The sequence below is a fragment of the Pseudomonas kielensis genome, assembly GCF_014236655.1.
Lineage (GTDB): Bacteria > Pseudomonadota > Gammaproteobacteria > Pseudomonadales > Pseudomonadaceae > Aquipseudomonas > Aquipseudomonas kielensis.
The window spans coordinates 15467-41860 of sequence record NZ_JACMYG010000039.1; the positions used below are offsets into that span (position 1 = coordinate 15467).

29 protein-coding genes and 4 tRNA genes are annotated in these 26394 nt (G+C 55.4%); all 33 read right to left on the reverse strand.

The genetic code is table 11. The features are described from left to right. Positions 1–20: 20 nt before the first annotated feature. Complete coding sequence (gene rplX / locus H7995_RS25235) at positions 21–335, reverse strand: 50S ribosomal protein L24 (RefSeq protein WP_003176416.1); 315 nt, start codon at positions 333–335, stop codon at positions 21–23. 11 nt (positions 336–346) lie between these two features. Then, positions 347–715: a 50S ribosomal protein L14 gene (gene rplN, locus H7995_RS25240; protein ID WP_002555479.1), complete on the reverse strand. Its 369-nt coding sequence runs from the start codon at positions 713–715 to the stop codon at positions 347–349. Positions 716–738: 23 nt separating this feature from the next. Next, on the reverse strand, positions 739–1005 hold the full coding sequence (rpsQ, locus tag H7995_RS25245; protein WP_003176419.1) for a 30S ribosomal protein S17: 267 nt from the start codon (positions 1003–1005) through the stop codon (positions 739–741). A gap of 2 nt (positions 1006–1007) precedes the next feature. Beyond that, entirely contained in the window at positions 1008–1199 is a 192-nt protein-coding gene (rpmC, locus tag H7995_RS25250) for a 50S ribosomal protein L29 (protein WP_002555481.1), read from the reverse strand. Continuing rightward, positions 1199–1612, reverse strand: coding sequence for a 50S ribosomal protein L16 (gene rplP / locus H7995_RS25255; RefSeq protein WP_027898303.1), 414 nt, complete (start codon positions 1610–1612; stop codon positions 1199–1201). The genes rpmC and rplP overlap by 1 nt, the downstream gene beginning before the upstream one ends. 12 nt (positions 1613–1624) lie before the next feature. Continuing rightward, entirely contained in the window at positions 1625–2311 is a 687-nt protein-coding gene (gene rpsC / locus H7995_RS25260; RefSeq protein ID WP_003176422.1) for a 30S ribosomal protein S3, read from the reverse strand. A gap of 13 nt (positions 2312–2324) precedes the next feature. Then, complete coding sequence (gene rplV / locus H7995_RS25265) at positions 2325–2657, reverse strand: 50S ribosomal protein L22 (RefSeq protein ID WP_003103908.1); 333 nt, start codon at positions 2655–2657, stop codon at positions 2325–2327. An 11-nt stretch (positions 2658–2668) separates the two neighbouring features. Next, positions 2669–2944, reverse strand: a complete 276-nt coding sequence (rpsS, locus tag H7995_RS25270; RefSeq protein WP_002555486.1) for a 30S ribosomal protein S19 — start codon at positions 2942–2944, stop codon at positions 2669–2671. A 16-nt stretch (positions 2945–2960) separates the two neighbouring features. Further along, positions 2961–3785, reverse strand: a complete 825-nt coding sequence (gene rplB, locus H7995_RS25275; RefSeq protein WP_003228734.1) for a 50S ribosomal protein L2 — start codon at positions 3783–3785, stop codon at positions 2961–2963. 14 nt (positions 3786–3799) lie between these two features. Next, positions 3800–4099 carry a 50S ribosomal protein L23 gene (rplW, locus tag H7995_RS25280; protein WP_002555488.1) on the reverse strand — a complete coding sequence of 100 codons (300 nt, stop codon included), beginning with the start codon at positions 4097–4099 and terminating at the stop codon, positions 3800–3802. Next, a complete protein-coding gene (gene rplD / locus H7995_RS25285) occupies positions 4096–4698 on the reverse strand; it encodes a 50S ribosomal protein L4 (RefSeq protein WP_003228735.1) in 603 nt (200 codons plus the stop codon). Before rplD ends, rplW begins: the two co-directional genes overlap by 4 nt. 12 nt (positions 4699–4710) lie before the next feature. Further along, on the reverse strand, positions 4711–5346 hold the full coding sequence (rplC, locus tag H7995_RS25290; protein WP_003186059.1) for a 50S ribosomal protein L3: 636 nt from the start codon (positions 5344–5346) through the stop codon (positions 4711–4713). Positions 5347–5426: 80 nt separating this feature from the next. Further along, positions 5427–5738, reverse strand: coding sequence for a 30S ribosomal protein S10 (gene rpsJ / locus H7995_RS25295; RefSeq protein ID WP_003186070.1), 312 nt, complete (start codon positions 5736–5738; stop codon positions 5427–5429). Between the two features lie 144 nt (positions 5739–5882). Further along, positions 5883–7076 (reverse strand): elongation factor Tu, encoded by a 1194-nt coding sequence (gene tuf / locus H7995_RS25300; RefSeq protein ID WP_150582439.1) that lies wholly within the window; start codon positions 7074–7076, stop codon positions 5883–5885. Between the two features lie 30 nt (positions 7077–7106). Continuing rightward, positions 7107–9212 (reverse strand): elongation factor G, encoded by a 2106-nt coding sequence (fusA, locus tag H7995_RS25305; RefSeq protein ID WP_185819081.1) that lies wholly within the window; start codon positions 9210–9212, stop codon positions 7107–7109. A gap of 30 nt (positions 9213–9242) precedes the next feature. Then, positions 9243–9713 (reverse strand): 30S ribosomal protein S7, encoded by a 471-nt coding sequence (gene rpsG, locus H7995_RS25310; RefSeq protein ID WP_002555493.1) that lies wholly within the window; start codon positions 9711–9713, stop codon positions 9243–9245. A gap of 119 nt (positions 9714–9832) precedes the next feature. After that, a complete protein-coding gene (gene rpsL / locus H7995_RS25315) occupies positions 9833–10204 on the reverse strand; it encodes a 30S ribosomal protein S12 (protein WP_002555494.1) in 372 nt (123 codons plus the stop codon). A 216-nt stretch (positions 10205–10420) separates the two neighbouring features. Further along, on the reverse strand, positions 10421–14620 hold the full coding sequence (rpoC, locus tag H7995_RS25320; protein WP_166591487.1) for a DNA-directed RNA polymerase subunit beta': 4200 nt from the start codon (positions 14618–14620) through the stop codon (positions 10421–10423). 64 nt (positions 14621–14684) lie between these two features. Next, positions 14685–18758 (reverse strand): DNA-directed RNA polymerase subunit beta, encoded by a 4074-nt coding sequence (gene rpoB, locus H7995_RS25325; RefSeq protein ID WP_166591488.1) that lies wholly within the window; start codon positions 18756–18758, stop codon positions 14685–14687. 220 nt (positions 18759–18978) lie between these two features. Continuing rightward, a complete protein-coding gene (gene rplL, locus H7995_RS25330; protein ID WP_025215758.1) occupies positions 18979–19344 on the reverse strand; it encodes a 50S ribosomal protein L7/L12 in 366 nt (121 codons plus the stop codon). A gap of 78 nt (positions 19345–19422) precedes the next feature. Continuing rightward, complete coding sequence (gene rplJ, locus H7995_RS25335; RefSeq protein ID WP_003176433.1) at positions 19423–19923, reverse strand: 50S ribosomal protein L10; 501 nt, start codon at positions 19921–19923, stop codon at positions 19423–19425. 198 nt (positions 19924–20121) lie between these two features. Then, positions 20122–20817, reverse strand: coding sequence for a 50S ribosomal protein L1 (gene rplA, locus H7995_RS25340; protein ID WP_003176434.1), 696 nt, complete (start codon positions 20815–20817; stop codon positions 20122–20124). Beyond that, positions 20817–21248, reverse strand: a complete 432-nt coding sequence (gene rplK / locus H7995_RS25345; RefSeq protein ID WP_007933726.1) for a 50S ribosomal protein L11 — start codon at positions 21246–21248, stop codon at positions 20817–20819. The genes rplA and rplK overlap by 1 nt, the downstream gene beginning before the upstream one ends. Positions 21249–21365: 117 nt before the next feature. After that, entirely contained in the window at positions 21366–21899 is a 534-nt protein-coding gene (gene nusG / locus H7995_RS25350; RefSeq protein WP_003186097.1) for a transcription termination/antitermination protein NusG, read from the reverse strand. Between the two features lie 9 nt (positions 21900–21908). Beyond that, positions 21909–22277, reverse strand: a complete 369-nt coding sequence (gene secE, locus H7995_RS25355) for a preprotein translocase subunit SecE (RefSeq protein WP_095147411.1) — start codon at positions 22275–22277, stop codon at positions 21909–21911. A 45-nt stretch (positions 22278–22322) separates the two neighbouring features. Beyond that, a tRNA-Trp gene (locus tag H7995_RS25360) sits at positions 22323–22398 on the reverse strand. Between the two features lie 53 nt (positions 22399–22451). Continuing rightward, the gene (gene tuf / locus H7995_RS25365; RefSeq protein WP_010467251.1) at positions 22452–23645 is read right to left on the reverse strand and encodes an elongation factor Tu; all 1194 of its coding nucleotides are present in this window, start codon (positions 23643–23645) and stop codon (positions 22452–22454) included. Between the two features lie 85 nt (positions 23646–23730). Beyond that, positions 23731–23806, reverse strand: a tRNA-Thr gene (locus H7995_RS25370). Positions 23807–23832: 26 nt separating this feature from the next. Then, positions 23833–23906 (reverse strand) — tRNA-Gly (locus tag H7995_RS25375). Between the two features lie 25 nt (positions 23907–23931). Continuing rightward, positions 23932–24016, reverse strand: a tRNA-Tyr gene (locus tag H7995_RS25380). A gap of 142 nt (positions 24017–24158) precedes the next feature. Beyond that, positions 24159–24605 carry a hypothetical protein gene (locus H7995_RS25385; protein WP_166591489.1) on the reverse strand — a complete coding sequence of 149 codons (447 nt, stop codon included), beginning with the start codon at positions 24603–24605 and terminating at the stop codon, positions 24159–24161. A gap of 7 nt (positions 24606–24612) precedes the next feature. After that, complete coding sequence (locus H7995_RS25390; RefSeq protein ID WP_166591490.1) at positions 24613–25362, reverse strand: pantothenate kinase; 750 nt, start codon at positions 25360–25362, stop codon at positions 24613–24615. Continuing rightward, on the reverse strand, positions 25352–26311 hold the full coding sequence (gene birA, locus H7995_RS25395) for a bifunctional biotin--[acetyl-CoA-carboxylase] ligase/biotin operon repressor BirA (protein ID WP_166591491.1): 960 nt from the start codon (positions 26309–26311) through the stop codon (positions 25352–25354). Before birA ends, H7995_RS25390 begins: the two co-directional genes overlap by 11 nt. Positions 26312–26394: the final 83 nt, after the last annotated feature.

Below are 26394 nucleotides of genomic sequence, written 5' to 3' on the forward strand. Positions count from 1 at the left end.
TCTTATCTACCTAGCAGTGTTCAAGCATCAACCGCTTTTTGGGTCGACTTGAAGACACGAATTTTCTTGCCGTCTTCTACTTTGAAACCAACGCGGTCAGCCTTGTTGGTTTCGCCGTTGAAAATGGCGACGTTAGAAGCGTCCAGTGGAGCCTCTTTTTCGACGATACCGCCTTGTACGCCCGACATCGGGTTAGGCTTGGTATGACGCTTGACCAGGTTCAGACCGCCAATAACCAGACGGTTGTTAGCGAGAACCTTAAGCACCTTACCGCGCTTACCTTTGTCTTTGCCGGCGATCACGATGATCTCGTCGTCACGACGAATCTTTTGCATGTCGGATCTCCTTACAGCACTTCTGGGGCGAGCGAGACGATCTTCATGAACTTCTCAGTACGAAGTTCACGGGTCACTGGCCCAAAGATACGGGTGCCGATCGGCTCTTGCTTGTTGTTCAACAGAACAGCAGCGTTGCCATCAAAGCGGATAATGGAGCCATCAGCACGGCGAACGCCGTGACGAGTGCGGACTACAACAGCAGTCATCACTTGGCCTTTTTTCACTTTACCGCGAGGAATTGCTTCCTTCACGGTAACTTTGATGATGTCACCGATACCAGCGTAACGACGATGGGAGCCACCCAGCACCTTGATGCACATAACGCGGCGTGCGCCGCTGTTATCGGCCACATCGAGCATGGATTGAGTCTGAATCATATAATTTCTCCGACCCCTAGTCCTTAGACTTCCACAGCGCGTTCGAGAACATCAACCAGTGCCCAAGACTTGGTCTTGGCCAGCGGACGAGTTTCACGAATAGTGACTTTGTCGCCGATGTGGCACTGATTGGTTTCGTCGTGCGCGTGCAGCTTAGTCGAACGCTTAACGTATTTACCGTAGATCGGGTGCTTAACGCGACGCTCGATCAGAACGGTGATGGTCTTGTCCATCTTGTCGCTGACAACACGGCCAGTCAGCGTACGGACAGTTTTTTCGGCTTCAGCCATGATTACTTACCTGCCTGCTGGTTGAGCACAGTCTTCACGCGAGCGATGTCACGCTTAACTTGCGAGAGCAGATGAGACTGCCCCAACTGGCCAGTTGCTTTCTGCATACGCAGATTGAACTGGTCGCGCAGCAGGCCGAGCAGTTGCTCGTTCAGCTGCTGTGCTGATTTTTCACGAAGTTCATTCGCTTTCATCACATCACCGTCCGCTTAACAAAGGAGGTGGCGAGTGGCAGCTTTGCAGCAGCCAGGGCGAACGCCTCACGCGCCAACTCTTCAGAAACACCCTCGATTTCATACAGGACTTTGCCTGGCTGAATCTGGGCAACCCAGTATTCCACGTTACCCTTACCTTTACCCATCCGAACTTCGAGTGGCTTTTTGGTTACAGGCTTGTCCGGGAACACACGGATCCAGATCTTGCCACCACGTTTTACGTGACGGGTCAGAGCACGACGCGCTGACTCGATCTGACGAGCGGTGAGACGACCACGAGCTACAGACTTCAGCGCATACTCGCCGAAGCTGACTTTGCTACCGCGCAATGCCAGACCACGGTTGTGGCCAGTCATTTGCTTGCGGAACTTCGTACGCTTTGGTTGCAACATTTGGCGTACCCCTTACTTAGCAGCTTTTTTACGAGGCGCTGGTGCTTGTGGTTTCAGCTCTTCTTGGCGACCACCAATTACTTCGCCTTTGAAGATCCAAACCTTTACACCGATCACACCGTAGGTGGTGTGAGCTTCGTAGTTGGCATAGTCGATGTCGGCACGCAGGGTGTGCAGTGGCACACGACCTTCGCGATACCATTCAGTACGTGCGATTTCAGCACCGCCGAGACGACCGCTCACTTGGATTTTGATGCCTTTGGCACCAATGCGCATGGCGTTCTGAACAGCGCGCTTCATAGCGCGACGGAACATTACGCGACGCTCCAGCTGCTGAGCTACGCTCTGCGCAACCAGCATACCGTCGAGCTCCGGCTTGCGGATCTCTTCGATATTGATGTGCACAGGCACACCCATTTGCTTGGTCAGGTCCTGGCGCAGTTTCTCAACATCTTCACCTTTCTTCCCGATAACGATACCTGGGCGAGCGGTGTGGATGGTGATACGTGCAGTTTGGGCCGGACGATGGATATCGATACGGCTTACGGACGCGCTTTTTAGTTTGTCTTGGAGATACTCACGCACCTTCAGATCAGCGAACAAGTAGTCCGCATAAGTCCGACCGTCTGCGTACCAGACGGAGGTGTGCTCCTTGACGATTCCCAGGCGAATGCCAATGGGATGTACTTTCTGACCCATCTCTTCGACTCCGTTACTTGTCAGCAACCTTGACAGTGATATGGCAAGACCGCTTGACGATGCGATCAGCACGGCCTTTGGCACGTGGCATGATGCGCTTCAGCGAACGCCCTTCGTTGACGAAAACGGTGCTGACCTTCAGGTCATCAACGTCTGCGCCTTCGTTATGCTCGGCGTTGGCTACGGCCGACTCCAGCACTTTCTTCATGATCTCGGCGGCTTTCTTACTGCTGAAAGCCAACAGGTTGAGCGCTTCGCCCACCTTCTTCCCGCGGATCTGGTCGGCGACCAAGCGGGCTTTCTGGGCGGAGATTCGAGCGCCCGACAACTTAGCGGCTACTTCCATTTCCTAACCCCTTAACGCTTGGCTTTCTTGTCTGCCACGTGCCCACGATAAGTGCGGGTACCGGCGAACTCGCCCAGTTTGTGGCCGACCATGTCTTCGTTAACGAGAACTGGGACGTGTTGACGACCGTTGTGTACTGCGATGGTCAGACCGACCATTTGTGGCAGGATCATCGAACGACGCGACCAGGTTTTCACCGGTTTGCGATCATTCTTTTCCGCCGCCACTTCGATCTTCTTCAGTAGGTGAAGATCGATAAAAGGACCTTTTTTCAGAGAACGTGGCACTGTCGTATCCCTCTATTTACTTGCGACGACGGACGATCATTTTGTCGGTACGCTTATTACCACGAGTCTTCGCGCCCTTAGTCGGGAAGCCCCATGGCGATACCGGATGACGACCACCAGAGGTACGACCTTCACCACCACCATGTGGGTGGTCAACCGGGTTCATGGCAACACCACGAACGGTTGGGCGAACGCCACGCCAGCGTTTGGCACCAGCTTTACCCAGCGAACGCAGGCTGTGCTCGGAGTTCGAGACTTCGCCCAGGGTCGCACGGCATTCAGCCAGGACTTTACGCATTTCACCGGAACGCAGACGCAGGGTCACGTAAACGCCTTCACGAGCGATCAACTGAGCCGAAGCACCAGCGGAACGAGCGATCTGAGCGCCTTTACCCGGCTTCAGTTCGATGCCGTGTACGGTGGAACCGACTGGAATGTTGCGCAGTTGCAGAGCGTTGCCTGGCTTGATTGGAGCCAGTGCGCCTGCGATCAGCTGGTCGCCAGCACTCACGCCTTTAGGGGCGATGATGTAGCGGCGCTCGCCGTCTGCGTAGCACAGCAGTGCGATGTGAGCAGTACGGTTTGGATCGTATTCGATACGCTCGACAGTGGCGACGATGCCATCTTTGTCGTTGCGACGGAAATCGACCATACGATAATGCTGCTTATGACCACCACCGATATGACGGGTAGTAATACGGCCATTGTTGTTACGACCACCAGTCTTCGATTTTTTCTCGAGCAGCGGTGCGTGAGGAGCGCCTTTATGCAGCTCCTGGTTGACCACCTTGACCACAAAACGGCGGCCAGGGGAAGTCGGTTTGCATTTAACGATTGCCATGATGCACCCCTTCCTTACTCAGCACTGCTGCTGAAATCGAGATCTTGGCCTGGCTGAAGGGAGATAACTGCCTTCTTCCAGTCATTACGCTTGCCCAGACCGCGAGCAGTGCGCTTGCTCTTACCCAGAACATTCAGGGTAGTAACACGCTCTACTTTCACGCTGAACAGGCTTTCGACGGCCTTCTTGATTTCCAGCTTGGTTGCATCAGTAGCAACCTTGAAAACGAACTGGCCTTTCTTGTCTGCCAGAACCGTAGCCTTCTCGGAAACGTGCGGGCCAAGCAGAACTTTAAATACGCGTTCCTGGTTCATCCCAGCAGCTCCTCGAATTTCTTCACGGCCGACACGGTGATCAACACCTTGTCGTATGCGATCAGACTAACTGGATCGGAACCTTGCACGTCACGTACATCAACGTGTGGCAGGTTACGAGCAGCCAGGTACAGGTTCTGATCAACAGCGTCCGACACGATCAGAACGTCGGTCAGGCTCATGTTGTTCAGCTTGCCCAGCAGGTCTTTGGTTTTCGGCGTTTCAACGGCGAAATCCTGAACCACGACCAGACGATCAGTACGCACCAGCTCAGCAAGGATGGAACGCATTGCTGCGCGATACATCTTCTTGTTCAGCTTCTGGGAGTGATCCTGTGGACGTGCTGCGAAAGTGGTGCCGCCGCCGCGCCAGATTGGGCTACGGATAGTACCGGCACGAGCACGGCCAGTACCTTTCTGACGCCATGGGCGCTTACCGCCACCACGAACGTCGGAACGGGTCTTTTGCTGCTTGCTACCCTGACGGCCGCCAGCCATGTAGGCCACGACTGCTTGGTGAACCAGCGTCTCGTTAAACTCGCCGCCAAATGTCAGTTCGGAAACTTCGATCGCTTGAGCGTCATTTACATTTAATTGCATGTCAGCTTCCCCTTAACCGCGAGCCTTGGCTGCTGGACGTACAACCAAGTTGCCGCCAGTAGCGCCAGGAACAGCGCCCTTGACCAACAACAGATTGCGTTCAGCGTCCACGCGCACTACTTCGAGGGACTGCACGGTCACGCGCTCAGCGCCCATATGACCGGACATTTTTTTGCCCTTGAATACACGACCAGGAGTCTGGCACTGGCCGATAGAGCCTGGAACGCGGTGGGACACGGAGTTACCGTGGGTATTATCTTGCCCGCGGAAGTTCCAACGCTTGATCGTACCCTGGAAGCCTTTACCTTTGGACTGACCGGTTACATCAACCAGTTGACCAGCAGCGAAGATTTCAGCGTTGATCAGATCGCCGGCCTGGTACTCGCCTTCTTCAAGGCGGAATTCCATTACGGTACGACCAGCGGCAACGTTCGCCTTAGCGAAGTGGCCAGCCTGAGCGGCTGTAACACGCGAAGCGCGACGCTCGCCGACAGTGACTTGCACTGCACGATAGCCATCGGTTTCTTCAGTTTTGAACTGGGTGACGCGATTCGGCTCGATCTCAATGACCGTGACCGGAATGGAGACACCTTCTTCGGTGAAAATACGGGTCATACCGCATTTACGACCGACTACACCAATAGTCATGTTGTAAACCTCATGAGTGTACGGGGCTTTCACCCGCTATGGCCGCCCATTTCAGAGCGTTACACGACTAAGACCGAGTCTTAGCCGAGGCTGATCTGCACTTCCACACCGGCCGCAAGATCAAGCTTCATAAGTGCATCAACGGTTTTATCCGTTGGCTGGACGATGTCCAGAACGCGCTTATGAGTACGGATCTCGTACTGGTCACGCGCGTCTTTGTTGACGTGCGGGGAGACCAGAACGGTGAACCGCTCTTTACGGGTAGGCAGTGGAATTGGACCACGCACTTGAGCACCAGTACGTTTCGCGGTTTCCACGATTTCCTGGGTGGATTGGTCGATCAGGCGATGGTCAAAAGCCTTCAACCTGATACGGATTTGCTGATTTTGCATTGGATTTCAGACTCCGGCTGCTATTCCCAGCGAGCGCAATACGCCCGTTAAAAGGAGGCGCAATTCTATAGACGGGCTATCGCAGTGTCAACTCAATAAAAAAAGCCCCCGCTGAGCGGGGGCTTTTTTCAAGTCATCACTTACTTAAGCGATGATTTTGGCTACGACGCCAGCGCCGACGGTACGACCGCCTTCACGGATAGCGAAACGCAGACCATCTTCCATTGCGATGGTTTTGATCAGGGTGACAACCATTTTGATGTTGTCGCCTGGCATTACCATTTCAACGCCTTCCGGCAGTTCGCAGTTACCGGTCACGTCAGTGGTCCGGAAGTAGAACTGTGGACGGTAGCCTTTGAAGAACGGAGTGTGACGACCGCCTTCTTCTTTGCTCAACACGTACACTTCAGCTTCGAAGGTAGTGTGCGGCTTAACCGAACCTGGCTTGACCAGAACCTGGCCACGCTCAACGTCGTCACGCTTGGTGCCGCGCAGCAGCACGCCGCAGTTCTCGCCAGCACGACCTTCGTCGAGCAGCTTACGGAACATTTCAACACCGGTGCAGGTGGTGACGGTAGTGTCACGCAGACCAACGATTTCCAGTGGATCCTGAACCTTGACGATACCGCGCTCGATACGACCAGTCACAACAGTACCGCGACCCGAGATCGAGAATACGTCTTCGATTGGCATCAGGAACGGCTTGTCGATAACACGAACTGGATCTGGGATGTAGCTATCCAGAGTCTCAACCAGTTTACGAACGGCAGTGGTGCCCATTTCGTTGTCGTCTTGGCCGTTCAGAGCCATCAGAGCCGAACCGATGATGATCGGAGTGTCGTCACCTGGGAAGTCGTAAGTGCTCAGCAGATCGCGCACTTCCATCTCAACCAGTTCCAGCAGCTCAGCGTCGTCTACCATGTCAGCCTTGTTCAGGAAGACAACGATGTACGGAACGCCAACCTGACGGGACAGCAGGATGTGCTCACGGGTTTGTGGCATCGGACCATCAGCGGCCGAGCAAACCAGGATAGCGCCGTCCATCTGAGCAGCACCGGTGATCATGTTCTTCACGTAGTCAGCGTGACCTGGGCAGTCAACGTGAGCGTAGTGACGGATCAGCGAGTTGTATTCAACGTGCGCAGTATTGATGGTGATACCACGAGCCTTTTCTTCTGGAGCGCTGTCGATTTTGTCGAAAGCAACAACAGCCGAACCGAAAACTTCGGAGCAGACGCGAGTCAGAGCAGCAGTCAGCGTGGTTTTACCGTGGTCGACGTGACCGATGGTGCCAACGTTGACGTGCGGTAGGGAACGATCAAATTTTTCTTTAGCCACGACAATTAACTCCTTGCCTAAAGGGCTGAATCAGCCTTGTTTTTTGGTGACAGTTTCGACGATGTGCGTCGGAGCTGGATTGTATTTTTTGAATTCCATGGAGTAGCTTGCGCGACCTTGGGACATGGAGCGAACGTCGGTTGCATAACCGAACATCTCACCCAACGGCACTTCAGCACGAATTACCTTGCCGGAAACCGTGTCTTCCATACCCAGGATCATGCCGCGACGACGGTTGAGGTCGCCCATCACGTCACCCATGTAGTCTTCAGGCGTAACAACTTCTACCGCCATGATCGGCTCGAGCAACTCACCACCGCCCTTCTGGGCCAGTTGCTTGGTCGCCATGGAAGCAGCCACCTTGAACGCCATCTCGTTGGAGTCGACGTCGTGGTAAGAACCATCAAACACGGTAGCCTTCAGGCCGATCAGCGGATAGCCGGCAACAACGCCGTTCTTCATCTGCTCTTCGATACCCTTCTGGATAGCCGGGATGTATTCCTTAGGAACCACACCACCTACCACTTCGTTCAGGAATTGCAGACCTTCCTGACCTTCGTCAGCAGGAGCAAAACGAATCCAGCAGTGACCGAACTGGCCACGACCGCCGGACTGACGAACGAACTTGCCTTCGATTTCACAGTTCTTCGTGATGCGCTCACGATAGGAAACCTGAGGCTTGCCGATGTTGGCTTCGACGTTGAACTCACGGCGCATCCGGTCAACCAGGATGTCCAAGTGCAGCTCGCCCATGCCGGAGATGATCGTTTGACCAGTCTCTTCATCGGTTTTAACGCGGAAAGATGGATCTTCCTGAGCAAGCTTGCCCAGAGCGATACCCATTTTTTCCTGGTCGTCCTTGGTCTTAGGCTCTACGGCAACCGAAATAACCGGCTCCGGGAAGTCCATGCGAACCAGGATGATTGGCTTGTCAGCGTTGCAGAGGGTTTCACCAGTGGTGACGTCCTTCATGCCGATCAGGGCCGCGATGTCACCAGCGCGTACTTCCTTGATCTCTTCACGGGCGTTTGCGTGCATTTGCACCATACGACCCACGCGCTCTTTCTTGCCTTTAACCGAGTTGATCACGCCGTCGCCGGAGCTCAACACGCCCGAGTAAACGCGGACGAAGGTCAAAGTACCCACGAATGGGTCGGTAGCGATCTTGAACGCCAGAGCCGAGAACGGCTCCGCATCGTCTGCATGACGCTCCAGTTCGATAGTCTCGTCATCCGGGTCAGTACCCTTGATGGCAGGAATATCGGTAGGTGCAGGCAGGTAGTCGATAACGGCGTCGAGAACCAGGGGAACACCCTTGTTCTTGAAGGAAGAACCGCAAACAGCCAAGACGATCTCACCAGCGATAGTACGCTGACGCAGAGCAGCCTTGATCTCCTCGTTGGTGAGTTCTTCACCTTCGAGGTACTTGTTCATCAGCTCTTCGTTGGCTTCGGCAGCAGCCTCAACCATGTTGTTGCGCCATTCGTCAGCCAGTTCCTGCAGCTCAGCAGGGATAGCTTCACGACGCGGAGTCATGCCCTTGTCAGCATCGTTCCAGTAGACGGCTTCCATGTTGAGCAGATCGATCTGCCCTTGGAAGTTGTCTTCCGAACCAATGGCCAACTGGATTGGCACCGGAGTGTGACCCAGACGCTGCTTGATCTGACCGATCACGCGCAGGAAGTTCGCACCAGCACGGTCCATCTTGTTGACGTAAACAAGACGTGGAACGCCGTATTTGTTGGCTTGACGCCATACGGTTTCCGACTGAGGCTCAACACCCGAAGTACCGCAGAACACAACGACAGCGCCGTCGAGTACGCGCAGGGAACGTTCAACTTCAATGGTGAAGTCTACGTGACCCGGGGTATCGATTACGTTGAAGCGATGCTCGTCTTTGTACTGCTTGGCAGAACCTTTCCAGAAGGCGGTGATCGCAGCAGAAGTAATGGTAATACCACGCTCCTGCTCCTGCACCATCCAGTCTGTGGTCGCGGCGCCGTCATGCACCTCGCCCATCTTGTGACTTTTGCCAGTGTAAAAAAGGACGCGCTCGGTGGTGGTGGTTTTACCAGCATCCACGTGAGCGACGATACCGATGTTACGGTAGCGACTAATCGGAGTAGTACGAGCCATAAAGCCCTCGCAAAATTAGTGAAGCTAAAATTAGAAGCGGTAGTGCGAGAAAGCTTTGTTAGCTTCGGCCATACGGTGCACGTCTTCACGCTTCTTAACAGCAGCACCTTTACCTTCAGCAGCATCCAACAGTTCGCCGGCCAAACGCAGAGCCATAGACTTCTCGCCGCGCTTACGGGCGAAGTCTACCAACCAGCGCATTGCCAGGGCGTTACGACGGGACGGGCGAACTTCGACCGGAACCTGGTAAGTAGCACCGCCTACACGGCGCGACTTCACTTCGACCAGCGGAGCGATGGCGTCGAGAGCTTTCTCGAAGATTTCCAGGGGATCGCTGTTCTTGCGCTCTTTAACCTTCTCCAGCGCGCCATAAACGATACGCTCGGCAACGGCTTTCTTGCCGCTTTCCATCACGTGGTTCATGAACTTGGCCAGGATTTGGCTTCCGTATTTTGGATCGTCAAGCACTTCGCGCTTGGCTGCTACGCGTCTTCTTGGCATGGATAAGCCCTCAAACGGTCTTCAGGTTCGCTCGGAATCGGTGCCCTTGCGGGACGCCTCCGACCTTACTCTTATCGACTCAGAAAATAAGATGATTCAGTTTTTACAAAAAGCCGCTACTACTTAGGCTTCTTGGTACCGTACTTCGAACGACCCTGGTTACGACCTTTAACGCCGGAAGTATCCAAGGAGCCGCGTACGGTGTGGTAACGAACACCTGGCAAGTCTTTTACACGACCGCCGCGGATCAGTACCACGCTGTGCTCTTGCAGGTTGTGGCCTTCACCGCCGATGTACGAGGAAACCTCGAAACCGTTGGTCAGACGCACACGGCATACTTTACGCAGTGCCGAGTTAGGTTTTTTCGGCGTGGTGGTATACACACGGGTGCATACGCCACGACGTTGCGGGCAGTTCTGCAGCGCAGGCACGTCGGATTTCTCGACGATACGCTTACGCGGCTGACGTACCAGCTGGTTGATAGTTGCCATCTACTAGCTCCACTGTTGTCTTGCGACGCTATTGTCTTGCAAGAAAAGCAAAATGGCAGGAACGAATTCCCGCCAAATTTAGGGGTACAAGAGTCTAAAGAGGATCTTGTCCCCAGTCAAGGCAAGGCCCCAACCTCTCCGCCCATCGAACCTCGACAAACTGTCGGGATTCGACGAACGGAGCGGTCAGGGCCTTACGCTCATTTGTCGCAGAACTCAGTTACCGCTCGAGTTCAGCGCTTCGGTCAGTGCAGCTTCCACTTCACTGGCGCTTACGCGCAACGGTTTGTCAGCATCACGGCGACGCTTACGCTCGCTGTGATAAGCCAGACCGGTACCCGCCGGGATCAGACGACCCACGACCACGTTTTCTTTCAGGCCGCGCAGGTAATCGCGCTTGCCGGTTACCGCCGCTTCGGTCAGTACGCGGGTGGTCTCTTGGAAAGAGGCCGCCGAGATGAACGATTCGGTGGACAACGACGCCTTGGTGATACCCAGCAGAACGCGAGTGAACTTGGAGACGAACTTGTCGTCGCCAGCCAAACGCTCGTTCTCTACCAGGACGTGAGTCAATTCCATCTGGTCGCCCTTGATGAAAGTGGAATCGCCAGATTCAGCGATTTCAACTTTACGCAGCATCTGACGCAGGATGGTCTCGATGTGCTTATCGTTGATCTTCACGCCTTGCAGACGGTAAACGTCCTGGATCTCGTTAACAATGTACTTGGCCAGCGCACTCACACCCAGCAGACGCAGGATGTCGTGTGGATCGCTCGGGCCGTCGGAGATAACTTCGCCGCGGTTTACCTGTTCGCCTTCGAAGACGTTCAGGTGACGCCACTTAGGAATCAGCTCTTCGTACGGATCGGTACCGTCGTTCGGAGTGATAACCAGACGGCGCTTGCCTTTGGTCTCTTTACCGAACGCGATGGTGCCGCTGACTTCAGCCAGAATCGAGGCTTCTTTCGGACGACGAGCTTCGAACAAGTCGGCAACACGCGGCAGACCACCGGTGATGTCACGGGTCTTCGAAGTCTCTTGCGGAATACGCGCGATAACATCACCGATCGCGATTTTCGCACCATCCGCTACACCGACCAAGGCGTTGGCTGGCAGGAAGTACTGAGCGATTACGTCAGTGCCTGGCAGCAACAGATCCTTGCCGTTGTCGTCGACCATCTTCACGGCAGGACGGATGTCTTTACCAGCAGCTGGACGATCTTTGGCGTCGAGTACTTCAATGTTGGTCATACCGGTCAATTCGTCAGTCTGACGCTTGATCGTGATGCCTTCTTCCATGCCCACGTAGGTCACGGTACCTTTCATTTCGGTAACGATTGGGTGAGTGTGCGGATCCCACTTGGCCACGATTGCGCCAGCGTCGACCTTGTCACCCTCTTTAACCGAAATCACAGCACCGTACGGCAGCTTGTAGCGCTCACGCTCACGACCGTAGTCATCAGCAATCGCCAGCTCACCGGAACGGGACACAGCAACCAGGCAACCATCCACTCGCTCAACGTGCTTCAGGTTATGCAGACGGACGGTACCGCCATTCTTCACCTGAACGCTGTCGGCTGCGGAGGTCCGGCTTGCCGCACCACCGATGTGGAACGTACGCATGGTCAGCTGGGTACCCGGCTCACCGATGGACTGGGCAGCGATAACGCCAACCGCTTCACCGATGTTCACCTGGTGACCACGAGCCAGATCACGGCCGTAGCACTTGGCGCAGATGCCGTAGCGGGTTTCGCAACTGATCGGCGAACGCACGATCACTTCGTCGATGCTGTTCAGCTCGATGAACTCGACCCACTTCTCATCTACCAGGGTGCCAGCAGGAACGATGACGTCCTCGGTACCTGGCTTGAACACGTCACGGGCGATAACACGACCCAATACGCGCTCACCCAGCGGCTCCACAACGTCACCGCCTTCAATGTGCGGAGTCATCAGCAGGCCGTGCTCGGTGCCGCAATCGATCTCGGTTACAACCAGATCTTGTGCCACGTCTACCAGACGACGAGTCAGGTAACCGGAGTTAGCGGTTTTCAACGCGGTATCCGCCAGACCTTTACGAGCACCGTGAGTGGAGATGAAGTACTGGAGTACGCTCAAACCTTCACGGAAGTTCGCAGTAATCGGCGTTTCGATGATGGAACCGTCCGGCTTGGCCATCAGGCCACGCATACCGGCGAGCTGACGGATCTGCGCAGCAGAACCCCGTGCGCCCGAGTCGGCCATCATGTACATCGAGTTGAAGGACTCTTGCTCGACTTCGACGCCATGACGGTCGATGACTTTCTCTTTCGAGAGGTTGGCCATCATCGCCTTGGAAACTTCGTCGTTCGCCTTGGACCAAAGGTCGATCACTTTGTTGTACTTCTCGCCCTGGGTTACCAGGCCGGAGGCGTACTGACTTTCGATTTCTTTCACTTCGTCGGTGGCAGCACCGATGATGCGAGCTTTTTCATCCGGGATAACGAAGTCGTTAACACCGATGGAAACGCCGGAAATGGTCGAATAGGCAAAACCTGTGTACATCAACTGGTCAGCGAAGATCACGGTCTCTTTCAAACCAACCACGCGGTAGCACTGGTTGATCAGCTTGGAGATCGCCTTTTTCTTCATTGGCAGGTTGACGACGTCGTACGACAGACCTTTTGGCACAACCTGGAACAACAGCGCACGGCCGACAGTGGTGTCGACGATACGGGTGTTGGTCACGCTGCCGCCATCACGGTCATTGACGGTTTCGTTGATCCGCACTTTGACTTTCGCGTGCAGTGCGGCTTCGCCGGCACGGAACACACGGTCAACTTCCTGCAGATCCGCGAACACACGACCTTCGCCCTTGGCGTTGATCGCTTCACGCGTCATGTAGTACAGACCCAATACAACGTCCTGCGACGGAACGATGATTGGCTCACCGTTGGCTGGCGACAGAATGTTGTTGGTCGACATCATCAACGCACGCGCTTCGAGCTGGGCTTCCAGCGTCAGCGGTACGTGCACGGCCATTTGGTCGCCGTCGAAGTCGGCGTTGTACGCGGCGCAGACCAGCGGGTGCAGCTGGATAGCCTTACCTTCGATCAGTACCGGTTCAAACGCTTGGATACCCAGACGGTGAAGGGTCGGTGCACGGTTGAGGAGAACCGGGTGTTCACGGATCACTTCAGCGAGAACGTCCCAAACCTCTGGCAGCTCGCGCTCGACCATCTTCTTGGCAGCTTTGATGGTGGTAGCGAGACCACGCATTTCCAGCTTGCCGAAAATGAACGGCTTGAACAGCTCGAGAGCCATTTTCTTCGGCAGACCGCACTGGTGCAGACGCAGGGTCGGGCCTACGGTAATTACCGAACGACCAGAGTAGTCAACACGCTTACCGAGCAAGTTCTGACGGAAACGACCTTGCTTACCCTTGATCATGTCAGCCAGGGATTTCAGAGGACGCTTGTTGGAACCGGTGATAGCGCGGCCACGACGACCGTTGTCGAGCAGCGCATCGACAGCTTCCTGCAACATACGCTTTTCGTTGCGCACGATGATGTCCGGAGCAGACAGATCCAGCAGGCGCTTCAAACGGTTGTTACGGTTGATCACTCGACGATACAGATCGTTGAGGTCGGAAGTCGCGAAACGACCGCCATCCAGCGGGACCAGTGGACGCAGATCTGGCGGCAGAACCGGCAGAACGGTCAGCACCATCCATTCTGGAAGGTTGCCGGAACCCTGGAAGGCTTCCATCAACTTCAGACGCTTGGACAGCTTCTTGATTTTGGTTTCCGAGTTGGTTTGCGGAATTTCTTCACGCAGGCGGCCAATCTCGTGCTCCAGGTCGATAGCGTGCAGCAGTTCGCGGACAGCTTCGGCACCCATGCGGGCATCAAAGTCATCGCCGAACTCCTCCAGCGCTTCGAAGTACTGCTCGTCGTTGAGCAGCTGACCTTTTTCAAGGGTGGTCATGCCTGGATCGATAACGACGTAGCTCTCGAAGTAGAGAACGCGTTCGATATCACGCAGGGTCATGTCCATCAGCAAGCCGATACGCGACGGCAGCGATTTCAGGAACCAGATGTGGGCAACTGGCGAGGCCAGTTCGATGTGCGCCATGCGCTCACGACGAACTTTTGCCAGTGCAACTTCAACGCCGCACTTCTCGCAGATCACACCACGGTGCTTCAAGCGCTTGTACTTACCGCACAGGCACTCGTAATCCTTTACCGGGCCAAAGATCTTGGCGCAGAACAGGCCGTCACGTTCTGGTTTGAACGTACGGTAGTTGATGGTTTCCGGCTTTTTAACTTCACCGAACGACCACGAACGGATCATCTCAGGCGATGCCAATCCGATACGGATGGCGTCGAACTCTTCGACTTGACCCTGGTTTTTCAGCAAATTCAGTAGGTCTTTCAAGGCCTTTCCTCCTGGCGGAGCAGAGAGCGGGCAATCCTGCCCCGCTCTCGATTCACGTCACGTGTTATTCGGTTTCCAGATCGATATCGATGCCGAGGGAACGAATTTCTTTGATCAACACGTTGAAGGACTCGGGCATGCCCGGCTCCATACGGTGATCGCCGTCCACGATGTTTTTGTACATCTTGGTCCGGCCGTTCACATCGTCCGACTTCACTGTGAGCATTTCTTGCAGAGTGTATGCAGCACCGTATGCTTCCAGTGCCCAGACCTCCATCTCCCCGAAACGCTGACCACCGAACTGCGCCTTACCACCCAGCGGCTGCTGGGTAACCAGGCTGTACGAACCGGTAGAACGAGCGTGCATCTTGTCGTCTACCAAGTGGTTCAGCTTCAGCATGTACATGTAGCCAACGGTAACCGGGCGCTCGAACTTGTTGCCGGTACGGCCGTCGGTCAGCTGCATCTGGCCGCTTTCTGGCAGGTCTGCCAGTTTCAGCATGGCCTTGATTTCGCTTTCCTTGGCGCCGTCGAACACTGGAGTGGCCATTGGTACGCCGCCACGCAGGTTTTTCGCCAGATCCAGGATCTCCTGGTCGGAGAAGTCATCAAGACTTTCCTGACGCCCGCCGATCTCGTTGTAGATCTCGTGCAGGAACTTGCGCAGCTCGGCAACCTTACGCTGCTCTTCGATCATGCGGTTGATCTTCTCGCCCAAGCCCTTGGCCGCGAGGCCCAGGTGAGTTTCGAGAATCTGACCAACGTTCATACGCGAAGGTACGCCCAGTGGGTTGAGGACGACGTCGACCGGGGTGCCATTGGCATCGTGCGGCATGTCTTCAACCGGCATGATCACGGAGACCACACCTTTGTTACCGTGACGACCGGCCATCTTGTCGCCCGGCTGGATGCGACGACGGATTGCCAGGTAAACCTTGACGATTTTCAGCACGCCTGGAGCCAGGTCATCGCCCTGCTGCAGTTTGCGCTTCTTGTCTTCGAACTTGTCGTCCAGCAGACGGCGGCGATCAACGATGTAGGCCTGAGCCTTCTCGAGCTGCTCGTTCAGAGCATCTTCAGCCATGCGCAGCTTGAACCACTGGCCGTGCTCAAGACCGTCGAGTACTTCGTCGGTGATGTCCTGACCTTTCTTCAGGCCGGCGCCGCCTTCGGCTTTGTGGCCGACCAGAGCGGAACGCAGACGTTCGAAAGTCGCGCCTTCAACGATACGGAACTCTTCGTTCAGATCCTTGCGGATCTCGTCGAGCTGGGTCTTCTCGATGGACAGTGCACGAGCATCACGCTCAACGCCGTCACGGGTGAAGACCTGTACGTCGATGACAGTGCCCTTGGTACCGGTTGGTACGCGCAGGGAAGTGTCTTTAACGTCGCTGGCTTTTTCACCGAAGATCGCACGCAGCAGTTTTTCTTCCGGAGTCAGTTGGGTCTCGCCTTTCGGAGTGACCTTACCCACCAGGATGTCGCCAGCGCCTACTTCAGCACCTACGTAAACGATACCGGCTTCGTCCAGCTTGTTCAGTGCCGCTTCACCCACGTTCGGGATGTCGGCAGTGATTTCCTCTGGCCCAAGCTTGGTGTCACGTGCCACACAGGTCAGTTCCTGAATGTGGATCGTGGTGAAGCGGTCTTCCTGAACTACACGTTCCGACAGGCAGATGGAGTCTTCGAAGTTGAAGCCGTTCCATGCCATGAAGGCGATGCGCATGTTCTGACCCAGTGCCAGCTCACCCATATCGGTGGACGGGCCGTCGGCCATGATGTCGCTACGCTGAACCCGATCACCCTTACGCACCAGCGGACGCTGGTTGATGCAGGTGTTCTGGTTGGAGCGGGTGTATTTGGTCAGGTTGTAGATGTCGACACCGGCTTCACCGGTTTCAACTTCGTCATCCGCAACACGAACCACGATACGGCTGGCGTCGACGGAATCGATAACACCACCACGACGAGCCACGACGCAAACGCCGGAGTCACGGGCTACGTTACGCTCCATGCCAGTACCGACCAACGGCTTGTCAGCGCGCAGGGTTGGTACAGCTTGACGCTGCATGTTCGAACCCATCAAGGCACGGTTGGCGTCATCGTGCTCGAGGAACGGGATCAGCGACGCTGCAACCGAAACCACCTGCTTGGGCGACACGTCCATCAGGGTGACGTCTTCCGGCGCCTTGACGGTGAACTCGTTCAGGTGACGAACAGCTACCAGCTCGTCGATCAGGACTTTCTTGTCGTTCATCGTGGCCGAAGCCTGAGCGATCACGTGATCAGCTTCTTCGATGGCGGACAGGAACACGATCTCGTCGGTGACCAGAGCGTCTTTCACCACGCGGTACGGGCTTTCGAGGAAGCCGTACTGGTTGGTGCGCGCATAAGCGGCCAAGGAGTTGATCAGACCAATGTTCGGACCTTCCGGCGTTTCGATCGGGCAAACACGACCGTAGTGCGTCGGGTGTACGTCACGAACTTCAAAACCTGCACGCTCACGAGTCAGACCGCCCGGGCCGAGTGCAGAGACACGACGCTTGTGGGTGATCTCGGACAGCGGGTTGTTCTGGTCCATGAACTGGGACAGCTGGCTGGAACCGAAGAACTCTTTCACCGCCGCAGCCACTGGCTTGGCGTTGATCAGGTCTTGCGGCATCAGGCCTTCGCTTTCAGCCATCGACAGACGCTCTTTGACCGCACGCTCAACACGTACCAGGCCAACGCGGAACTGGTTCTCGGCCATTTCGCCTACGCAGCGAACACGACGGTTACCCAGGTGGTCGATGTCATCGACGATGCCTTTACCGTTACGGATGTCGACCAAGGTCTTCAGTACCGCGACGATGTCTTCCTTGCACAGCACGCCCGAACCTTCGATCTCGGTACGACCGATACGACGGTTGAACTTCATCCGGCCGACCGCAGACAGGTCATAGCGCTCAGGGCTGAAGAACAGGTTGTTGAACAGGGTCTCGGCAGCGTCTTTGGTTGGCGGCTCGCCTGGACGCATCATGCGATAGATCTCGACCAGCGCTTCCAATTGGTTGCTGGTGGAGTCGATCTTCAGGGTGTCGGAGACGAACGGACCGCAGTCGATATCGTTGGTGTACAGAGTCTCGATGCGAACAACCTGCGACTTGGCGATTTTCGCCAGGATCTCGGTGTTCAGCTCGGTGTTGCACTCTGCCAGGATTTCGCCGGTTGCCGGGTGCACGATGACCTTGGCGGTAGTACGGCCCAGGACGTAGTCCAGAGGTACTTCCAGCTCTTTGATCCCGGCTTTTTCCAGCTGATTGATGTGGCGAGCGGTGATACGACGACCTTGCTCGACAATAACCTTGCCTTTGTCATCCAGGATATCCAGGACAGCAATTTCACCGCGCAGGCGCTGAGGCACCAGCTCCAGGCTCAGGCTCTCGCCTTTCACGTGGAATACGTTGGTGGTGTAGAACGCGTCCAGCACTTCTTCAGTGGTATAGCCCAGCGCGCGCAGCAGTACCGATGCAGGCAGCTTGCGACGACGGTCGATACGCACGAATACGCAGTCTTTCGGGTCGAACTCGAAGTCCAGCCACGAACCGCGGTAAGGAATGATCCGCGCCGAGTACAGCAGTTTGCCGGAGCTGTGCGTCTTGCCACGGTCGTGGTCGAAGAACACGCCCGGGGAACGGTGCAGCTGGGAAACGATTACACGCTCGGTACCGTTGATTACGAAGGTACCGTTCTCAGTCATCAGGGGGATTTCACCCATGTAGACTTCTTGCTCTTTGATGTCCTTGATCGCTTTGTTCGACGATTCTTTGTCGAAAATGATCAGGCGCACTTTTACCCGCAAAGGTACGGCGTAAGTTACACCGCGCAATACGCATTCTTTGACATCAAATGCCGGTTCGCCCAGGCGATAACCGACGTACTCCAGCGCAGCATTGCCGGAGTAGCTGATGATCGGGAAAACGGATTTGAAGGCCGCATGCAGGCCCACGTCGCGGAACTGATCTTTAGTCGCTCCCGCTTGCAAGAATTCACGATACGAATCCAGCTGGATGGCCAGGAGGTAAGGCACATCCATGACGTCCGGCAACTTGCTAAAGTCCTTGCGGATACGTTTTTTCTCAGTATATGAGTAAGCCATCAGCGTTCCCCAGCTTGGTCACCTGCTTGTTTGGCCCCTCCCGACGGGAGCAGCCAGAAAATCGTGCAAACCCCATGGTTTGCGCCACCGCATCGGGTGGTTACAGCACGTTATCGACACCGACCCAATCGGCTGCCAATAACGGAAAAAGGCCGGTGGCAAGAGCCACCAGCCATCAGCCTTTCGCTTAACGCTCGGGCTGGAGACGCAAAGTCGAAGCTTACTTCAGCTCGACTTTAGCGCCTGCTTCTTCCAGAGTTGCTTTGGCTTTGTCAGCTGCGTCTTTCGAAACAGCTTCCAGAACCATGGCAGGAGCGCCGTCAACTACAGCCTTGGCTTCTTTCAGGCCCAGACCGGTCAGTTCACGTACTGCCTTGATCACGTTTACTTTCTTCTCGCCAGCTTCGGTCAGCATGACGTTGAATTCGGTTTGCTCTTCAACAACAGCGGCAGCAGCAGCAGGACCTGCCGATGCAGCAGCAGCGGAAACGCCGAATTTTTCTTCGAAAGCTTTGATCAGCTCAACAACCTGCAGAACCGACATTTCAGCTACGGCGTTGAGGATATCGTCTTGGGAGATAGACATTGCTGTATTTCCTGAATTGGGGGACGGCCTACGCGGCCATCGAAATAAACAAAAATACGCGAGAGAAAGTGCTCAGCCTTAGGCTGCGGCAGCTTCTTTTTGCTCGCGAACTGCAGCCAGAGTACGAGCCAACTTGCTGGTAGCGCCTTGAATCACGCTCATCAGCTGAGAAATAGCTTCGTTACGGGTCGGCAGTGTTGCCAGTACGTCGATTTGGTTAGCTGCGAGGAACTTGCCCTCGAACGCAGCTGCCTTGATCTCGAACTTATCCTGACTCTTGGCGAATTCCTTGAACAAACGGGCAGCAGCGCCTGGATGATCTTTGGAGAACGCGATCAGAGTCGGGCCAGTGAACACGTCGTTGAGGACACTGTATTCAGTGTCAGCAACAGCGCGCTTGAGCAGGGTGTTACGTACAACACGTACGTATACGCCAGCTTCACGAGCCTCTTTACGGAGTCCGGTCATAGCGCCTACTGTCACACCACGGGCATCAGCCACGACAGCGGACAGAGCAGCTTTGGCAGCCTCGTTGACTTCAGCGACGATGGCCTTCTTGTCTTCGAGATTAATTGCCACGGGTTTAACTCCTGCTTGTTACCGTTTCATCTGGCCGGAGCCGGATGTCGTTTTGGTGTCTGATTCGGTAAGGAACCGGGAGCACCATCTGCGTAGGCTTGTGGTTTAAGACTTGCGTCGCCTACGGTCTTGGATAGCCCCCGCCAGGCAGGGACCCCAATTTTTCAATTGGCGTGATTACTCACGCCAATGTATTGCTTATACGTCCAGCGAGCCTTGGTCGATGACCAGACCTGGGCCCATAGTGGTGCTCAGGGTAACGCGCTTGACGTAGATACCTTTCGAGGAAGCTGGCTTGATACGCTTCAGATCAGCGATCAGGGCTTCAACGTTTTCCTTCAGCTTGACGGCGTCGAAACCGACCTTGCCAACGGAAGTGTGGATGATGCCGTTTTTGTCGGTGCGATAACGAACCTGACCAGCCTTGGCGTTTTTAACCGCGGTAGCTACGTCTGGAGTTACGGTGCCGACTTTAGGGTTAGGCATCAGACCACGTGGACCGAGGATCTGACCCAACTGACCTACAACGCGCATTGCATCCGGGGAAGCAATTACTACGTCATAGTTCAGGTCGCCGCCTTTCATTTCGGCAGCCAGGTCGTCCATGCCAACGCGATCGGCGCCAGCGGCCAGAGCAGCTTCAGCTGCCGGGCCTTGGGTGAAGACAGCAACACGTACAGTCTTGCCAGTACCGTGTGGCAGCACAGTAGCGCTACGAACGACCTGGTCGGATTTACGTGGGTCAACGCCCAGGTTTACAGCAACGTCAACGGACTCGCTGAACTTGACAGTCGACAGCTCGGTCAGCAGGGCAGCAGCGTCTACAAAGTTGTAGGACTTGCCCGCTTCGATTTTGCCGGCGATAGCCTTTTGGCGCTTGGTCAGCTTAGCCATTACACACCCTCCACGTTAAGGCCCATGCTACGAGCAGAACCGGCGATAGTACGCACGGCTGCTTCCATATCAGCTGCAGTCAGATCCGCGTTTTTGGTTTTCGCGATTTCTTCCAGCTGAGCACGAGTTACGGTGCCAACCTTAACGGTGTTAGGACGAGCGGAACCGCTAGTCAGACCAGCAGCCTTCTTCAGCAGAACCGAAGCAGGGGTCGACTTGGTTTCGAACGTGAAGCTACGGTCGCTGTAGACAGTGATGATCACTGGAGTCGGCAGACCTGGCTCAAGACCCTGAGTACGGGCGTTGAAAGCCTTGCAGAATTCCATGATGTTCACGCCGTGCTGACCCAGGGCCGGACCAACAGGTGGGCTTGGGTTAGCCTGAGCGGCCTTCACTTGCAGCTTGATGTAAGCGGTAATCTTCTTGGCCATGAGGCACTCCAATTACGGGTTCAAACGCCTCGAGAGGCTCCCCGGTTACTTGCGCGTTTATCCCAGTGACGACAAAACCCCACAGCCTAGGGCTGCGGGGTTGGGATGCTTGTTCGGCTAGACCTTTTCGACCTGGCTGAACTCTAGCTCTACCGGAGTAGAGCGACCGAAAATGAGCACTGCCACTTGGATCCGGCTCTTTTCGTAGTTAACTTCTTCGACCGTGCCATTAAAATCGGCAAACGGACCGTCGGTGACACGAACCACTTCGCCCGGCTCGAACAACGTCTTCGGCTTCGGCTTGTCGCTACCATCAGCAACACGACGCAGAATCGCTTCTGCCTCTTTATCAGTGATCGGCGCAGGCTTATCAGCAGTACCGCCAATGAAACCCATCACACGAGGAGTGTCCTTGACCAAGTGCCAAGTACCCTCATTCATATCCATCTGGACCAGCACATAACCAGGGAAGAACTTACGCTCGCTTTTGCGCTTCTGGCCATTACGCATTTCAACCACTTCTTCAGTGGGAACCAGAATTTCGCCGAAGCCATCTTCCATGCCAGCCAGCTTTACGCGCTCTACCAACGAGCGCATGACATGCTTCTCGTAACCCGAGTAAGCATGCACAACGTACCAACGCTTAGCCACGGGACACCCTTAGCCAACAATCAAGGAAACAAGCCAACCGAGCAGGGAATCAAGCCCCCACAACAGCAACGCCATAACCAGAACAACAGCCACCACAATCAGGGTGGTCTGCGTGGTTTCTTGGCGAGTTGGCCACACGACTTTACGAATCTCGGTGCGAGCTTCCTTAACCAGTACAAAGAAAGACTTGCCCTTCGCTGTCTGCAAGCCTACAAAGGCAGCTACAGCAGCTATGGCAAGCAAAGCGAGTACGCGGTACAGGATCGGCGAAGCAGAGTAATACTGATTGCCAACAACGCCAACAACCACCAAAGCAGCTACTACTAGCCACTTAAGCAGATCGAAGCGAGAGCCTTGAGCTTCAGCCTTAGGAGTCATCTATGAAGATCCTGTGAAAAGAAAGCCAGACACACTGAGTGAATCTGGCAGGTCAGGAGGGAATCGAACCCCCAACCTACGGTTTTGGAGACCGTCGCTCTGCCAATTGAGCTACTGACCTAAAACAAAATCAGGCCGACCATTATGCCGGCCTGAAAAAGACATTACAACAACTTACTCGATTACTTTGGCTACGACGCCAGCGCCGACGGTACGACCGCCTTCACGGATAGCGAAACGCAGACCATCTTCCATCGCAATGGTCTTGATCAAAGTGACAGTCATCTGGATGTTGTCACCTGGCATTACCATTTCGACGCCTTCCGGCAGCTCGCAGTTACCGGTCACATCAGTGGTCCGGAAATAGAACTGTGGACGGTAGCCTTTGAAGAATGGCGTATGACGACCACCCTCTTCCTTGCTCAGAACGTAAACCTCTGCAGTGAACTTGGTGTGCGGCTTGACAGTACCCGGCTTGACCAGGACCTGACCACGCTCAACGTCATCACGCTTGGTGCCACGCAGCAGAACGCCGCAGTTCTCACCAGCACGACCTTCGTCCAGCAGCTTGCGAAACATCTCTACACCCGTGCAAGTCGTCTTGACCGTGTCACGCAGACCAACGATCTCAACTTCTTCCTGGATGCGAACGATGCCACGCTCAACACGACCAGTCACAACCGTACCACGACCAGAGATCGAGAATACGTCTTCAATTGGCATCAGGAACGGCTTGTCGATAGCACGCTCAGGCTGCGGAATATAGGTATCCAGGGTCTCGACCAACTTCTTGACGGCAGTAGTACCCATCTCGTTGTCGTCTTGACCATTCAGCGCCATCAGCGCCGAACCAATGATGATCGGAGTGTCATCACCCGGGAAATCGTAAGTGCTGAGCAAGTCACGCACTTCCATCTCAACCAGCTCCAGGAGCTCAGCGTCGTCAACCATGTCAGCCTTGTTCAGGAAGACCACGATGTACGGAACGCCTACCTGGCGGGACAACAGGATGTGCTCACGAGTTTGCGGCATCGGACCATCAGCGGCCGAGCAAACCAGAATAGCGCCATCCATCTGAGCAGCACCGGTAATCATGTTTTTTACGTAGTCGGCGTGACCTGGACAGTCAACGTGCGCATAGTGACGCACAGCCGAATCGTACTCAACGTGAGCGGTATTAATGGTAATGCCACGAGCTTTTTCTTCAGGGGCGCTATCGATCTTGTCGAAGTCAACCTTCGCCGAACCGAATACTTCGGAGCAGACGCGAGTCAGAGCAGCTGTCAGAGTAGTTTTACCGTGGTCGACGTGACCAATGGTGCCTACGTTGACGTGCGGCTTATTACGTTCGAACTTTTCCTTAGCCATCGAATTCACCCCTACAGAGAAGAATTAAACAAGTCACACTAGCCATTAAAACAAAGGCAGATATTTTCATATCTGCCTTGTTATATGGAGCTCTTGAGCGGATTTGAACCGCTGACCTCACCCTTACCAAGGGTGTGCTCTACCAACTGAGCTACAAGAGCGAAACACCTTGCACAACCTGCGAACTTGGAGCGGGTAGCGGGAATCGAACCCGCATCATCAGCTTGGAAGGCTGAGGTTCTACCACTAAACTATACCCGCGTAAGCTTGCAGCTCACGCTAAAAATGGTGGAGGGGGAAGGATTCGAACCTTCGAAGTCGTAGACGTCAGATTTACAGTCTGATCCCTTTGGCCGCTCGGGAACCCCTCCTAAGCGAGCCGGCATTCTACATCATGCCAGCCTTCTGTCAAGCATTTTCTCATTAAAAACCTGAGGTTAGCTGCGTTGACCGTGCTTCGCGATGCTTGCCGTTAAAGGCCTTCACTGCGTAGCGGGCGCCATTCTATGCAACCTATTGAGCAGTTGCAACCCCCTCGCACCGCATTATTTTATGTTTTAACTCATTGAATTCATTAACAAGCTTCTGCAAGGCAGCGTCATCGGCCAAATACCGGGTTTGAGGGGATACGCGCATCCAGAAGCCGGCTGAATCTGGCAGCGAAGTCGCCAGCTGCTGCACCGTAATATCGAGCGCTGCTAAACGCCCCTCAAATGCTCTAGCCGTCTCCTGGCGAGCAAAGCCCCCTAAGTACAGGCAGTTCTCATCCGCCAACTCCGCCCTGGACTTGTCGCGCGCCGCTGCGGAGTCCTTGGTTTCACTCAACAGACGGATATCCTGCTGCGAGCCCTTATACAGACTCAGCGGCGTGACGTCCTTGGCACGCAAGGGGACCTCCTGCTGATGCCAGACGTAATAGAAGACGTTAAGAACCAACAACAGCAGAAACAACCAACGCATAAGAACCTCAGGACAATGGACAGGCCATGGCCAGGCCCACAAATACAAGATCCGGCACCACCCGCGCTTGCGGGACGACCCCGGACACCAGGTCCGCGTCGCCACCGGTGAGAAATACGGTAAAACCTTCCCCCCAATACTCACGCGCCAGCTCCAGCTGCGTCAGGACGAACCCACGCAGCATCAATGAGCAACCACGTTCTACCGCCTCAACCGTATTGCGACCCGGCGCGAAACTTTCCAGCGCCCTGGTGGCCGCGACATCGTCATAACGAATGCGCCGAGTGTGCGTGCGTAATTGATGACGCATCAAGGGCATACCAGGGCAAATGAAGCCCCCCAGGTGCTTGCCATCGGCAGCAATAAAGTCAGCCGTCAGTGCCGTACCGAAATCCAGCACCAGACAGGCGCCTGCGGCCAGGTGATAGGCGCCGAGCATGGCCAGCCAGCGATCGAGTCCTAGTCGCTGAAAATCCTCGTAACCATTCTCAACCCCGGACATCGCCCGGGATGGCGCCGCACACAGCGCGACAACGCCAAACGCATCAGCCAATGCCTTCACCAGCGCGGCCGTTTCATCGTTGGTGCGCACACTGACCAGGCGACAGTGCTTGAGATCCAGCCCCGCACATCCGCGCAGACCGTCCAGCAGGGCCAGGTCCGAATCCACTACCCCCTCGGCAACCAGATGCGTAGCGTCTGCATGCAGCACACGCCACTTGATAAAGCTATTCCCACAGTCGAGCTCAAGAATCATCGCGCAGCCTCAAACTTAGCTCGCCACCACTAAAAACCTTTTCCACGCCGTCGACCTTCAAGCGCAGCGCACCTTGCCCGTCGATGCCCATCACCACACCGTCGATCCGATTGACCCCGGCAATCAGCGACACCGCACGCCCTTGCCAGAGGTGCCCTTGCTCCCACTGCGCCTGCAGTACCGCAAAACCTGAAGACTGGTGACGATTCAGGTGCTCCTGGAGCACGCCGCCGAGGCGTGCCACCAGCAAATTGCGATCAAACGCCCTGCCCGCCTCCAGATACATGGAGGTCCACTGCTGGTCGACCTCATCGGCCTCTTGCATATTCACGTTGATCCCGACACCCAGGACAACATGACACACGTCAGCAGGATCTCCGACCAACTCCAACAATATGCCGGCGATCTTTTTCTCGCCAACCAGAACATCGTTTGGCCACTTCAACCCCGCACCGGCAATACCCAGATCTCTCAAGGTCTCCATCACGGCAAGGCCCACCACCAGGCTCAGGCCTTCTAGCTGGCGCATACCACCATCGATACGCAGCACGAGGCTGTAGTAAAGGTTTTCGGCAAAGGGACTGACCCACTTGCGACCCCGGCGACCACGACCGGCAGTTTGTCGCTCCGCAAGTACCAGGAACGGCGCGGCCATCCCGCGCTCGATTGAACGCAGGGCCTCGGCATTGGTTGAATCAAGCGAGTCAAACACCAGCACCGGCCATTGGCTGGACGGCGAATACTCAGCGACACCGGCCGGATCGAGCAGCGTCAATGGCGCTCGCAACTGGTAACCGCGACCGCGTACCTTATGAATAGTGAGGCCCAACTCCGCCTCGAGATGCTGTAGCTGCTTCCAGACAGCACTCCGGCTGATCCCCAAAGCAACACCAAGCGCCTCCCCGGAATGGAAACGACCATCTTTCAAGAGTTTTAACAACGTCAGCATGCAAGTATCGCCTCACAATGAGGCCCGCATGATAGCCATGCCCAGCGCCGTTGCATAGAAACGCCACATGGCAACTTTCTCGC